The organism is Asaia sp. W19 (assembly GCF_003994335.1).
Classification (GTDB): domain Bacteria; phylum Pseudomonadota; class Alphaproteobacteria; order Acetobacterales; family Acetobacteraceae; genus Asaia.
On the sequence record NZ_PNQZ01000019.1, the window covers coordinates 259,734 to 273,356 of the forward strand.

The 13,623-nt window shown below is 60.2% G+C and carries 11 protein-coding genes and 1 pseudogene; 7 read left to right on the forward strand and 5 right to left on the reverse strand.

Annotated elements, in window-relative coordinates; translation table 11 throughout:
* Positions 1 to 5 precede the first annotated feature (5 nt).
* Positions 6 to 2,525, reverse strand: coding sequence for a TonB-dependent siderophore receptor (locus C0V97_RS05415; RefSeq protein WP_127101432.1), 2,520 nt, complete (start codon positions 2,523 to 2,525; stop codon positions 6 to 8).
* A 392-nt stretch (positions 2,526 to 2,917) separates the two neighbouring features.
* On the opposite strand from C0V97_RS05415, the gene C0V97_RS05420 reads away from it, so the two are divergent.
* On the forward strand, positions 2,918 to 4,000 hold the full coding sequence (locus C0V97_RS05420; protein WP_127101543.1) for an aromatic ring-hydroxylating dioxygenase subunit alpha: 1,083 nt from the start codon (positions 2,918 to 2,920) through the stop codon (positions 3,998 to 4,000).
* Complete coding sequence (locus tag C0V97_RS05425; RefSeq protein WP_127101434.1) at positions 3,997 to 4,959, forward strand: bifunctional GNAT family N-acetyltransferase/(deoxy)nucleoside triphosphate pyrophosphohydrolase; 963 nt, start codon at positions 3,997 to 3,999, stop codon at positions 4,957 to 4,959. Before C0V97_RS05420 ends, C0V97_RS05425 begins: the two co-directional genes overlap by 4 nt.
* A gap of 30 nt (positions 4,960 to 4,989) precedes the next feature.
* On the opposite strand, the gene C0V97_RS05430 is transcribed toward C0V97_RS05425, so the two are convergent.
* On the reverse strand, positions 4,990 to 5,904 hold the full coding sequence (locus C0V97_RS05430; RefSeq protein WP_127101436.1) for an SMP-30/gluconolactonase/LRE family protein: 915 nt from the start codon (positions 5,902 to 5,904) through the stop codon (positions 4,990 to 4,992).
* Positions 5,905 to 6,010: 106 nt separating this feature from the next.
* Here C0V97_RS05430 and C0V97_RS05435 point away from each other — a divergent pair, with 106 nt between their 5' ends.
* Positions 6,011 to 6,763, forward strand: a complete 753-nt coding sequence (locus tag C0V97_RS05435; RefSeq protein ID WP_127101438.1) for a molybdopterin-binding protein — start codon at positions 6,011 to 6,013, stop codon at positions 6,761 to 6,763.
* 137 nt (positions 6,764 to 6,900) lie between these two features.
* Here the strand turns inward: C0V97_RS05435 and C0V97_RS05440 are convergent, their stop codons facing one another.
* Genes C0V97_RS05440 through C0V97_RS05450 form a run of 3 tightly spaced genes read right to left on the reverse strand, consistent with a single transcriptional unit; the run spans position 6,901 to position 9,115 of the window.
* Entirely contained in the window at positions 6,901 to 7,857 is a 957-nt protein-coding gene (locus C0V97_RS05440) for an acetyl-CoA carboxylase carboxyltransferase subunit alpha (protein ID WP_127101440.1), read from the reverse strand.
* Between the two features lie 45 nt (positions 7,858 to 7,902).
* Entirely contained in the window at positions 7,903 to 8,829 is a 927-nt protein-coding gene (locus tag C0V97_RS05445; protein ID WP_127101442.1) for a tyrosine recombinase, read from the reverse strand.
* A 4-nt stretch (positions 8,830 to 8,833) separates the two neighbouring features.
* Positions 8,834 to 9,115, reverse strand: a complete 282-nt coding sequence (locus C0V97_RS05450) for a hypothetical protein (RefSeq protein WP_127101444.1) — start codon at positions 9,113 to 9,115, stop codon at positions 8,834 to 8,836.
* Positions 9,116 to 9,261: 146 nt separating this feature from the next.
* On the opposite strand from C0V97_RS05450, the gene aroB reads away from it, so the two are divergent.
* From aroB to C0V97_RS05465, 4 genes and pseudogenes are all read left to right on the forward strand, one after another.
* Positions 9,262 to 10,944, forward strand: coding sequence for a 3-dehydroquinate synthase (gene aroB, locus C0V97_RS05455; RefSeq protein ID WP_127101446.1), 1,683 nt, complete (start codon positions 9,262 to 9,264; stop codon positions 10,942 to 10,944).
* Between the two features lie 310 nt (positions 10,945 to 11,254).
* The gene (locus tag C0V97_RS05460; protein ID WP_127101545.1) at positions 11,255 to 12,400 is read left to right on the forward strand and encodes an OmpA family protein; all 1,146 of its coding nucleotides are present in this window, start codon (positions 11,255 to 11,257) and stop codon (positions 12,398 to 12,400) included.
* A 188-nt stretch (positions 12,401 to 12,588) separates the two neighbouring features.
* Positions 12,589 to 12,732 carry a hypothetical protein gene (locus C0V97_RS18305; RefSeq protein ID WP_158625347.1) on the forward strand — a complete coding sequence of 48 codons (144 nt, stop codon included), beginning with the start codon at positions 12,589 to 12,591 and terminating at the stop codon, positions 12,730 to 12,732.
* Positions 12,733 to 12,846: 114 nt separating this feature from the next.
* A pseudogene (locus tag C0V97_RS05465) lies at positions 12,847 to 13,600 on the forward strand (IS5 family transposase); the annotation flags it as partial.
* Positions 13,601 to 13,623 lie beyond the last annotated feature (23 nt).

The following is a 13,623-nucleotide window of genomic DNA, read 5'->3' on the forward strand; positions in this document are numbered from 1 at the left end:
TCAGATCAGAACGTGGCGTTCAGACGACCGTAGTAATAGGCACCGTAGATCGGAACACCCGACGAGTCGGTGTCGTAGATCTTCGGACCCAGATAGTTGGTGATCGGGTTCACGTGGCGCGGACGCTGGTTGAAGATGTTGTTCGCGCCGATGGCGAAGTGCCAGTGCTCGGTGAAGCGATATCCGACTTCGATATCCGTCAGCCAGGCCGGGGTGTTCTTGAATTCGGCCCATTCGGTGTTGGAGTACTTGATCGCGCTCGGAGCCAGATCCTCATAGGTCAGCAGAGACTTCGTCTCGCCATAGCGGGTCTGACGCAGGTTCACATCCCACTGATGGTAGGTCCAGTACGCATTCAGGATCAGCTTGCTGCGCGGTGAGCCCGTGGTGAGGTAGCCCACCGTCTGGGCATTGGCCGCAGGGTCGCCGAAAGCATTGGTGTTGATGTGACTGATGCGGGTCCGGTTGAGGTTGAGCATCGCGCTCAGGTTGAGGGTGCCGTAGCGGTGAAGATGCAGAAGATAATCGGACTGCAGATCAAGACCCTGCGTACGCGTGCTGGCCACGTTAGCGAAGTAGTTGGCCGTCACATTGCTCAGATCCGCGATCCCGCTCGGAATGCTCACGCCTGTCAGTGAGATCGCGTCCAGCGCTGTCTGACCATTAACGTTAGCCGAGCCGATGATACGATCACGGATGTTGATCTGATAGACATCCACAGAAACATGCCAGTCCTTCAGCGGCTCAGCGATAATGCCACCTTCCGCACTGGTCGATCTCTCGGGCTTCAGGCGCTGCGCACCGATTGACTGGCCTGCAGCGCCAACGGTCTGAAGAAGGCCCGACGCACCGGTTGGCGACACGTTGAGCGCCGAGTAATATTGCTCAGGCATGGTCGGTGCACGGAAACCATTGCTGATCGTGCCGCGCACGGCCAGCTTGCTCGTGATGTCATAGCGCGTGGTAACCTTGCCGTTCTCGGTATTACCCATATCGGTGTAATGTTCGAATCGCCCGGCGAAATCGAGGTCCCAATGCGGCAGCGGATGGAAGTCGCCATCCAGATACCCAGCCCAGATATTGCGCTGCCACTTGCCCGCGTTCTGCGGCGTCAGACCGGCAAAGCCCTGTGTGCCGCCAAGTTCATATGACGCTGGTTCGCCCGCCTTGATTGTGTACATCTCGAGACGATGCTCGGCGCCGAACGCCAGCGTCATCGGCACAACGTCGGCAATCCGGAAATTGCGTCGCGCGTCGAAATTGCTGGTCCACTGAGCAAGAGAATAGCTCTGGGCGCGCACGGTGGTCGGGGAGAACCCATAGGCCTTGTAGTAATTCGGGTTGAACGTGTTCTTGTTCCCGATATCGTCGTCATCCTGCCCGTAAAGCGTGCTCAGATCCCAGCTGAAACCGAACAGATTATCGCCCTTGATGCCCAGATTGGCCTGGAAGTCATTTTCCTCGATGGTTTCGAGCGGCGAGAAGCCATAGGGAAACGCGCTCGGCGCTACGGTGGGCACACGATAGTTTTCATACGCCTCGGAATGACGATGGGCATAGGTGATCAGACCGTAGGTCTCGATACCTTCGGTGATTCCCTTACCCCATTCGATGGAGAGATTTTCGCGGGTCTCCTCGGGGTTGGAGAGGATCTTGTTCGAATTTGCGGGCCAGCTCGAGTTAGGGGTCCAGCGATGATCGTTGGTGCTCTTGAGGTTCGAGACCCAGTGATCGGTGTGATAGACCTGACCGCTCAGATGGACAAAGCCGTCATTGCCCCATTTCAGACCGCCATCAGCCCCGATCAGATACTGCCAGCCATCACCGTTATAAGCATTGGCGCCGGTCTGGGCGACCGTGTTGATTCCATGGCTGGTTTTTTTCGTGATGATATTCACCACGCCCGCAATGGCATCTGATCCGTAGAGCGCAGCAGCGCCGTCACGCAGGATCTCGATATGATCGATCGCGCCGGCCGGGATCATGTTCAGATCGACGGGCGTCGAGCCCTGCTGCGGGCCGTTATCGGCGTAGATATTGGCGGTCGTATTGCGACGCTTGCCATCGACCAAAACCAGCACCTCGTTCGGGTTCAGGCCGCGCATACGGATCGCGGAGGTCAATGCACCAGCATCGGCACCATTGGCCGTCACCGTGATCGACGGATCAACGCGGGTGATGGCGTCTGCGAGATTGAGCTGGCCAGAACGACGCAGTGTCGCTGCGGAAACAACGGTGACAGGCACGGCACTGTCCCGTGCCTTCCGGTTGAACGCATGCGTACCGGTAACGATGACCGATTCCCCGCTATCACCGCTCGCATCGCGAGCCTTGCGCGTACGGATCTTGGGGACGGAATGCAGAGGCTGATCTGAACCAATCGATGTCCGGTGATGGACCGCGCCCGCCTTTTTCGTCTTCGGCTGTGTCTGATCGGCCTGTTGCGTGGCCGCCTGGGCCAGACTGAACCCGAAAGGCAGGGAGAGAAGGGTCGCTGCGGTCAGAATTCTTCGTTTTGTGAACATCGTTCGAGCTGTCTCTCCGTGGGAATTAACAAGAGACAGTCTAGTCAGCGTTCTGAAATCGTTACAACATCGAAAGGGAATTTTCTTTCGGAAGCGGTTCGACTGAGGCAAAAAATACACAGTTTGTTGCACAAGACGCAAGCAAAAATGACCTCGTGCGCAAGATCCTTTCGTGGAACAGTTTCCAGCGCAGCTTTATTTCACTGTGCCGGGCAGGATGCGCAGTCCTGACGAATGCCGCTGTTCCCATGCGCATCAAGCCTGCTATCGTTTGCTGGCGCATCACCATGCACGTTCCAAGGGCCCATGTTCCAGACGGAGTTCGGCTCGCAGGAGGTCACGACAGGATACCCATGACGGAAAGCCTACTTACCGACAACGAAGCGACCATAATGGCCGAACGACGCTGCTCCGACGCCATGAGACTGGGCAAGGACGCTGTGGATCTGCGCCGCGTTAAATGCGATCCCGATTACTGGTACCCTGTCGCCTGGTCCCATGAGCTAAAGAAGGGCAAGACCATCGGCACCCGTTTTGCCGGGCAGCCCATTGCGCTGGTCCGCCCGCAGGAAGGAAGCGTATTTGCTCTGGAGGATCGCTGCGCTCACAGACAGGTGCCGCTGAGCAAGGGTCGTGTAGAGGGCGAGGCCGTCCAGTGCTGCTATCATGGCTGGGCCTATGGGCGCTCGGGGCGTTGCATCGACGTGCCTTATCTTGGCAAGGGCAAGCTCCCCAACGGGGTACGCACCTATCCATGCCGTGAGGTCGACGGACTGATCTTCGTATTCCCCGGTGATCCCGAAAAAGCCGAGACCGTCCCCTTTCCCCGCCTAGGATCGGTAGCAGACCCCGCCTACAAGACACGCCGTTTCGGCGAGCATGTGAACTGCCATTACAGCTTCATGCATGAGAACCTGATGGATATGAATCATCAGTTCATGCACTCGAAGCAGATGGGCAAGATGAAGCCGCGCTATCTGGGAGGCGAGAATGAGCCCCGCATGGTGGAGGCGCGCTACAGCTTTGCCCGCGTGGGGGGCAAACAGCCCTGGGGTGAAACCCTGATCTTCGGCGAGCGCCGTGATGCAAGCGCGAAATATGCCCATCGCGATGTGATGACGATCCGCACGGAGTATCCGTATCAGACGTTGCGCATCCGCACAGGGGATGAACCCCCGGTCATGGATCTGTGGATCGTCTATGTCCCGCAGGATGAAGATCATCTGACCTGCCGGGTTTTCGGCCTGCTCTCGATTCGGCGTCCCAAGCTCAAGGGCGCGCTCGAACTGGCCTGGCCTCTTCTTGTCGGCTTCACCAATCGTATCTTTGCCGAGGATCGCGAGATCGTCGAACTCGAGCAGAGCGCTTGGCGCGAGCTTGGCGGTGACCGGAATCAGGAGGTCTTCCCGGTCATCAACGCGCTGCGTGATCTGCTGCGTCGCGCTGGCATCCAGCCCACCGCGCCTGCTGAATGAATCTGTCGCTCGACGTATCGCCCTATACGCTGAGACCGCTCCAGACATCGGACGGTGCCGCCGTGCACCGCCTTGTCAATGACTGGAGCGTTGTGCGTATGCTCAGTCACCTGCCTTTCCCCTATCCGCGGGAACTGGCTGATCAGTGGATCACGAGCACGATCGAACGTCAGAGCGCAGGCCAGGCCTGGCATTTCGCCATCTGTGACGGGGAGAACCTGATTGGCTGCATCGGATTGTCCCTCGGTCATCCCGGACAGGCAGCGAAGATCGGCTACTGGGTGGGGCGGGCCTACTGGCGGAAGGGCGTTGCTACAACCTGCGTACGTCCCGTTATCGACTGGGCATTTGCGACCCTGCCCATCGCCTCGATCATTGCCGATGTGGCGGAGGATAATCAGCCATCGATCGCCTTGCTCACCCGGCTGGGATTCGGCCAGTCCGGCACGTCGCGTGTGCCGTTCCTTTCCCGTGGCCCTGAGCCGCAACCTGTTCTGACCTATGCCATGAATCGTGTCACCCAACCCGGCTTGCCAGACGCAAGTCAGCCCGCCGCGCGCATCCTTCTCGTCGTGGCAGGCATCCTGGTCGACAACATGGGTCAGATTCTCCTCGCCAGACGTCCTCCAGGCAAACCCCTAGCTGGCCTTTGGGAATTCCCGGGCGGTAAAGTCGAGCCACACGAGTCACCCGAGCAGGCACTGATCCGGGAGCTCGATGAAGAGCTTGGGATCGACATCTCGGCAGGGTGCCTCGCCCCTTTTACTTTCGTGTCCGAGAATATCGGAGCGCGTCATCTGGTGATGCCGCTCTATCTGTGCCGACGCTGGCGCAACACGCCAGTTCCCCGCGAAGGGCAGGAACTGGCGTGGGTGAGCGCCGACCGTCTCAGCGACTATCCGATGCCCGCGCCGGACCGGCCGCTTATACCGCTGATCCGGGAGCTCATGGCCGGATAGTGGAAACTATCCGGCCCCGGCCCATTGTTCTCAATTCGGCTCGGCAGGCGCGAGGACCAGGGGATGCTGGGGGAGTCCGGCCTTATCGGCACGGAAAGTGAAGAGGCTGCCTGATTGCGGCTCGCGCAGCAATATTTCCTCCGAGACACCTTGGCGTGCGCTCGTTACGTAGGCCGTCTTGCGATCGTCCCCGCCGAAACAGACCTTGGTGATGTTTGTCGCCGGGACACGTATCGAGACACGCTCGGTTCCCTCCGGAGTGAAGCAGCGGACATGCCCGCCATTCCAGGTAGAAGCCCAGACATTCCCTTCGCAATCGGTGACCACGCCATCGGGATAGCCCTTCTCCTCCGGGAGGTGCACGAAAACACGCTTGTTCTCCAGGTTCCCCTCAGAGGTGATGTCGAACTGATAGATATTGCCGCTGGGCGTATCGCACGCATAGAGCAGTTTTCCGTCCGGAGAGACGGCGGGACCATTTGCCACGGTGTACCCCGTATCATGGCGCCTGAGCTCGAATCCCTGGGCCGTATGAGTGATGCTGTAGAGCGACCCGCTCGGTGCCTCCTCGGAATCATCCATTGTCCCGAACCAGCCACGGCCATGCAGATCGACGCAGGCATCATTAAGCCGGTTACCAGGTAGGTCACTCTCGACATCGACCAGTTTCGCAAAGCTCCCATCGGTCGGATCGAACCGGTAGAGCCCATCCGGCAGCCCGGCGAGAAAGCTGCCATCCTCGACCGGCATGAGAAACGCCACCTTTCCCGGCGCCGCCCAGTGACAGGCTTCGCCCAAAGAAGGAGTGAACCTATGGACTTTCTGCCCGTTGATATCGACGAAATAGACAGCGTTTTCGCTGGAGATCCAGACTGGCCCCTCACCGAGCTCGGCGCGGACATCATACGCGCATGAAGCGCAGGTCTCGCTAATCTGTTCAGGCATTTCTCTACTCCCGCGAAAAAGTCATCAAAACCATGCGGGCGTAACGCATACGGACCCGGTATGGTTGACGGTATTTCAAGGTCTTCAGAGTTAGAGCGAGCCTTTCATGACGCCAACAGCCTGCCTCCTGATCATCGGGAATGAAATCCTCTCCGGCCGGACCCAGGATGCCAATATACGCTTTATTGCGACCGGCCTCGCTCAGGCGGGAATTGCCCTTGAAGAAGTGCGAGTCATTCCTGACAAGGCTCAACGGATTGTCGAAACGGTCGCGACCTGCCGCGCCCAGTTCGATCATGTTTTCACCACGGGCGGGATTGGCCCCACCCATGACGACATCACGGCAGGCTGCGTAGCCGAGGCCGTAGGGGTGCCACTCGAAATCCATGAGGAGAGCTATCGCAAGCTGGAGGCGTACCTGGGCAAGGAGAAATTCAACAAGGCCCGTCAGCGCATGGCCTGGTTGCCGCGCGGGGCTATTCCGATCGCAAACAGCGTGTCCATCGCGCCGGGTTTCACGATCGCCAATGTGCATGTGATGGCAGGCGTGCCCTCCATCATGCAGTCCATGTTCACGGCGCTCCTGCCCGGGCTTGAGGGCGGGGCACCGCTCCGCTCTGTCGCGTGGCATGCCGATTTGCGTGAGGGGACACTGGCAGAAGGGCTGGAGGAGATCCAGAACGACTTTCCCCTGCTCGATCTGGGTTCCTACCCGTTCGAGCGAGAGGACGGGCGAAAAGGCGTCTCACTGGTCGCCAAGGGCTATGATGAAGCCAGTGTGACCAAGGCGGGTGAACGGATAAGAAGTCTGATCGAATCGCTCGGCGAGACACCGCTTCCGGGCGAGCCCGCTCCCTGACAGCGGGAGATAAAAGCACCGTCTGATTTCCCCGAAGGCGGCAAAAAAAAGCCCGGTCTGCTGACCGGGCGATTTTTCGCAGCTCATCAAGGGGAGAGGCAAGCATGGCGAGAAGCCGGCTTACCCCGCTCTATGACTCACAAAGCGTCGCGACCCATGGCGAGGAACTTCTCGCGGCGCTTCGCCACCAGGGCCTCGCCCTCAAACGGAATCAGCTCGGCCAGTACATCCCCGATGGCATCGCCTACTGCGGCAATTGCTTCATCCGGGAAACGCTGTGCTCCACCGATCGGCTCAGGAATGATCCGGTCGATCAGACGCAGCTTCAACAGATCCTGCGCCGTCAGCTTGAGAGCCTCAGCCGCGGTCGGCGCCTGCTTGGGATCGCGCCACAGGATGGAGGCAGCGCCCTCCGGCGCAATGACGGAGTAAATCGAATGCTCAAGCATGAGCACGCGATCGCCCGCGCCAAGCGCAACAGCGCCGCCGGAGCCGCCTTCGCCGATGATGATGGCCACCAGCGGTACGGGTGCACGCAGGCAGCAATCGGTCGAACGCGCGATGGCCTGGGCCTGTCCGCGCTCCTCAGCATCGATACCAGGCCAGGCGCCCGAGGTATCAATGAAGGTCAGGATCGGCAGACCAAAACGCCCGGCCATTTCAACAAGACGCTGGGCCTTGCGATAGCCTTCCGGCTTCGGCATGCCGAAATTATGGCGCAGGCGCGACTCCATGTCGAAACCGCGCTCAGTGCCAATCACCATCACCGCCTGACCGCGGAAGCGGGCAAGACCACCGACAATCGCCTGGTCGTCATGGCCGAGGCGATCACCGGCGAGCGGCGTATAGTCCTCGAGCAGGCCCCGGAAATAATCGAGGGCGCGCGGACGCTGGGCGTGGCGCGCCACCATGACCTTCTGCCAGGGCGTCAGCTTGGTGTAAGCGGCCCGGAGCTGCTTTTCCGCCTTGTCGGAGAGCTTGCCGATTTCGTCGGCAATGTTGATGCCTTCGCCGTCCTTGGCCATCTGGCGAAGTTCGGCAATCTTGTTTTCAAGCTCGGCAACCGGCTTTTCGAAATCGAGATACTGACGCATGACCCGCCGATAGCACGGGTTCCAGTGCGACAACAATCCATTGCGTCATGATCCTGCGCCGTCCGAAAGCGGATGATGCTGGGCAAGCACCTGACGCAATCGCTCCTGCATCACATGGGTATAGATCTGAGTGGTGGCGATATCGGCGTGGCCAAGCAGCATCTGCAAGGCGCGCAGATCCGCCCCGCGCTCGAGAAGATGCGTTGCAAAGGAATGCCTGAGCACATGGGGCGAGATCTGGTCGGGATCGAGGCCAGCTCGTAGCGCTGCATGGAACAGGATCTTGTCGAATCCCTGTCGGGTGAGCGGTTTATGCGGGTTGCGGCCGGGAAACAGATAGGGGCTGTCGATATCACGGTCATGATGCAGGAGCGCGCGTGCTGCTTCACGCGCTGCGTGCGAGATCGGGATAAGGCGCTCTCGCCCTCCCTTGCCTCTGATCAGCACCATGGGCGCCTTATTCTGGAACACCCGTCCCGGAAGCGACAGCAACTCGGAAATGCGCAGCCCTGTTGTATAGAGCAATTCAAGCGCGGCCCGACTGACCAGATCACGCCGTGGGTCGTCATGGCCACGGCATCCCTGATCGAGTAGCGCTTCGATCTGCGCCTCAGAGAGCAATTTGGGAAGAGGTCTGTCGAGACGCGGCATCCCGACTCCCTCTGTCGGATCTCTGGGGCACCAGTTTTCCCGCTGGGCGAAGCGGTAGAATTGACGCAGGCAGGACAGGCGTCGTGCCGCGCTGCTCGAGGCAAGGCCGGACTGGGCACCGGAAACGCTATAGGCCGAAATTTCTGCCTGAGTGGCGTCCAGCAGGGCAACGGGCGCCCTCGCGCAGGACAGTGTCAGAAAAGCGATGAAGTCGGTGAGATCGGCCGCATAGGCCTGACGCGTACGCGGCGCAGCGTTACGCTCCGCCGCCAGCATTTCGAGAAAGGCCTCTGCCGCAGGCGGCAGGGTACCTTCCTTCATCACCTTAGTGCTGAAGCGTCGGAGAGGCCTTGGGCTCAGGCATGGTGGGCAGAGCCTGGGCGGGCTGCCCCGTATTGATCGGCCCCTGTGCAGCCGGAACTGGCATGGCGGGGAGCGCTTGCGCCTGGGTGGAGGCGGCAAACTGCGTTCCCGGCAGATCCTTGTGCACGATGGTCTGCACAGGCAGAGGCGGATTCATGCCCAGCTTGAGAAATACCCCTCCGAGGCCCAGCACGATCAGGACGAGAAGTGCCAGGGCGATCCTGGGAAAGCTCAGCGTGGACATGAAAGCTCCTCATAAAGGGCGCGAAGACGGAAATGCCTGTCCCGAGCCCGCCCCTGCTGGAGCCTGCTCGGTGGCGAGGTGCTCTCCTGTATGTTAGCCTTGCAGGAATGTCACGCCCCACCTTTTTTGCTGATCGATCCGAAACGATGCCCGACCTGCCTGATCCCGCTCCCGGATCGGTCCCCTCCCCGATCGGTTCCCCTCCCGGGATTATCGTGCTCGTGGGGCTGATGGGGGCAGGAAAAACGACCATCGGTCGCCGTCTCGCCGCACGACTCGGCCTCGACTTTATCGACGCCGACCACGAGATCGAGCGCGCCGCCGGGTGCACGATCGCTGAAATCTTCGCTCGCCATGGGGAGCCGGCATTTCGCGATGGCGAGCGTCGTGTGATTCAGCGCCTCCTCCAGGGAGGGCCCAAAGTTCTTGCGACCGGCGGCGGTGCCTTCATCGACGCCCAGACACGCAAACTCGTCAAAACCCATGCCCGCTCGATCTGGCTGCGCTGTCCGTTGCCGATCCTCGTCCGGCGTGTATCCGGTCGGACCGGCCGCCCCCTTCTGGACAAGGGCAACGTCGAGACGACTCTCGCTACGCTTCAGGCCCAGCGCCATCCTATTTATGCAGAGGCAGATATTATCGTGGATTGTGGAGATGACAGCGTCGATCACGGCGCCCAACGCATTGTCGAAGCCCTCGACAGCTATGCGCATCCTCTGAAGGTGCCGGTCACTCTCGAATCGCATCATTACGAGGTCTTGATCGGCTCTGATCTGATCGGTCGGGCGGGGTCCTATCTCGCGCCGATTCTGCCGCAAAAGCGTGTCGTGATCGTCACGGATGAAACGGTGGCGGCGCTGCATCTGCCGCGCCTGCTCTTCAGCCTTGCAGAAACAGGATTCGACGCCGAGCCTTTCGTGGTGCCCGTGGGCGAGGAATCCAAATCCCTCACGCGTTATGCCGCGCTGATAAACGACATCCTCGATCACGGAATGGAGCGAGGCACCGCGATCATCGGCCTGGGCGGCGGGGTAGTGGGGGATCTCTCCGGTTTCGTGGCAGCAAGCGTGTTGCGCGGTGTGCCTTTCGTCCAGATTCCCACCACCCTGCTCTCCCAGGTGGATAGTTCGGTGGGCGGAAAGACAGGACTGAACGCCCGTGCCGGGAAAAATCTGGTGGGCGCGTTCTATCAGCCCCAGATCGTTCTGGCCGACAGCTCCGCCCTGGCCACGCTGACACGCCGCGAGCGTGTCGCGGGTTATGCCGAAATCGTCAAAGCCGGGTTGATCGCCGACCCTGCCCTTTTCGCCTGGTGTGAAGCGCATGGCGCCGATATTCTCGACGGCGATCCAGCCGCCCTCGCTGAGGCGGTTCATCGCGCCTGTCAGTTCAAGGCACGCGTGGTCATGGAAGACGAGAAGGAAACCGCCGCACAAGATGGGCGCGCGCTTCTCAATCTCGGCCACTCCTTCGGCCACGCTCTGGAGGCGCATTTCCGTTATGACGGCCGTCTGCTTCACGGAGAAGCCGTGTCAATCGGCCTTCATCTCGCCGCATCGCTGTCGGTCAGGCTTGGTTATTGCCCCGAGCACGACCTGCAGCGCCTTGATCGTCATCTGCGCGGGCTGAGCATGCCAGCCGGACTCGACTGGCTCGACGAGACCCTAAGCGCGTCGGAACTCATCCGTTCGATGGCCCGCGACAAGAAGGTCCAGGATGGCCGCCTTTCCTTTGTTCTGATGCACGGGATCGGACGCGCCTTCACGACCCGCGATGTTGAAATGGACACGGTGCGTGACGTTTTGGTCGAAGCTGGTTGCAGCGCCTGAGTGCGCTGTGACGATCCGGCGATTTTCCTTGCAGATCAGTCACTCGCCTCACGATCCGTTGATGACAGGATTCATGAACACACCCGCTAGAACGGGTCGCTGCATAAGAAATTGTTAATCGGACGGAATGGAGTGTTGCAGTTTGGACACGGCTATTTCGTCTAATCGTCAAATACCCATGGAACTCACTTCCTGAACCGGAACTGACGGCTCTATACGCACTTATGCATCGCGCTGAGCTTGTTGTTGCATCGCCTCCCTGGAGGGATCGCAGCAGGCTTGATTGGATGAATTTATGAGGACGAAACTAATGCGTCTCCGCACGGCACTTCTGGCCATGACGTCGATGGCAGCCGCCCCGACGATCGCCATGGCGAGCACCATCACCGGCCCGTATGTCAATATCGGCGGTGGCTATAATCTGGTTCAGACCCAGCACGCTCACTTCTCCCCGACGACGCAGGCTGACGGCACGACCGGCAACGGCGGCACCAGCTCCAAGTTCCGTCACAAGGACGGCTTCACGGGCTTCGGTTCGTTCGGCTGGGGCTTCGGTAACGGCCTCCGCGCTGAAGTCGAAGGCGTCTACAACTACTCCCAGATCAACCACCGCAACACGACGGGCGCTCCTGGTTCGACCAGCGGTTCCGACCAGTCCTATGGTGGCTTTGTCAACGTTCTGTATGACATCGACCTCGCCCAGTTCGGCATCAACCTGCCGATCACGCCGTTCGTCGGTGTCGGTGCAGGTTACCTGTGGCAGCACTACAACCCGATCACCACGGCTTACACCAATGGTGCTGTGAACCGCGTTGGCGGCACGCAGGGCGGCTTCGCTTATCAGGGCATCGTCGGTGCGGCTTATGACATTCCGGGCGTTCCGGGTCTTGCCATCACCGGTGAATACCGCATGATCGGCCAGACCTTCACGGATGGCGCATATCGCTCCACCTCGTGGAACCGCAATGGTTCGGGCCTGCACAAGGGCAACGTGAACTTTGATGACCGTTTCAATCATCAGTTCATCGTCGGCCTGCGCTACGCTTTCGACACGGCTCCCCCGCCGGTGCCGGTTGCTCCGGTTGTCGTTCCGCCGACCGTTCAGCCCGCTCGCACCTATCTGGTGTTCTTCGATTGGGACAAGTCGAACCTGACGGGTCGCGCTCGTGAGATCGTTGCCCAGGCAGCTCAGGCTTCCACGCACGTCCAGACGACGCGCATCGAAGTCAACGGCTACACCGACAACTCTGCTGCTCACCCCGGTGCACGCGGCCAGAAGTACAACATGGGCCTCTCGGTCCGTCGCGCACAGTCGGTCAAGGCTGAGCTGATCCGTGACGGCGTTCCTTCCGCTGCGATCGACATCCACGGCTACGGCGAGCAGCACCCGCTGGTCCCGACGGGTCCGAACACCCGTGAGCCGCAGAACCGTCGCGTCGAAATCATCCTGCGCTGATTTCGGCCTGAGAGAGAAGCGTCTCCGGAGGCTTCTCGATCGGTTCCAGAATAGAGGCCTCCGGCATTCATGCCGGGGGCCTTTTTCTTTTTTGCCCCTCCCCTTGTCGAGCGAAGCCTCGCATTACATATAGGTAATGTTTAAGGAGGCTTTGCAATTTCTGCGACAGGCCTCATGGGAGGTTGGTCATGGCTCAGACATATCGTATCGACCGTTCAGACCGCGTTGGCATGACGCCTCTGCATCACGAGGGGGAGAATATCTTCCTCATGCTGGGAGCCCTTGTGGGAGGGCTTTTCGCCCTGGGGGCGATCGCCTTGCTCATCCTGTAGCCCGGCCATCACGAGGCGGTCACCACGAAAAAAGCCCCGACGTATGCCGGGGCTTTTTTATGATCGTAAGTCCGGCTAGGCGCACTCGGCTCAGGCTCCTTGAGGAGACTGACGATGAGCGACCCGTATTGGCTGACGAACGAGCAAATGGCGCGTCTGGAGCCGTTTTTCCCAAGGCGCCATGGCAGACCGCGTGTTCATGACCGGCGTGTATTGAGCGGGATCATCTTCGTGAACCGCAACGGGCTGCGCTAGGGGGAAGCTTCGCGAGAGTGTGGCTCGCACAAAAATGCTCTGCAATCGTTGGAAACGGTAGGGCGCCATGGGGATCTTTGCCCGGATGATGGATGGTCTGGCGGCCGGCAGACTGGATCACCAGACGATCATGATCAACGCGACCTACCTGAAGGAGCGCAGCACGGGCTCGAGCCTGCGAATCAGAAAGGGGGTCCAGGCCGCCTGACCGGGCGGACCAAAGGCGGCATGAACACGAAGTTGCACGCGGTGACAGACAGGAATGGCCGCCCGATCAGGTTCTTCATGACGGCAGGCCAGATCAGCGATTACACCGGGGCCGCTGCCCTGCTGGACGATCTGCCCGCTGCAAAGGGGCCCCCTGGCTGATCGTGGTTATGATGCCGCTTGGTTCAGGGACGGGCTGGAGGAAAAGGGGATCAGACCTTGCATTCCAGGCCGGAGATCCCGCACGACGCCCGTGAACTACGACAAACGCAAATACCGGCACCGCAATCGTATCGAGATCATGTTCGGCCGGCTCAAGGACTGCAGGCGCATCGCCACACGCTACAACAGATGCCCGACCGTCTTCTTCTCAGCCATCTGCCTCGCCGCTACCGTCGTATTCTGGCAAGGATTCCTGAGCCTACCCAC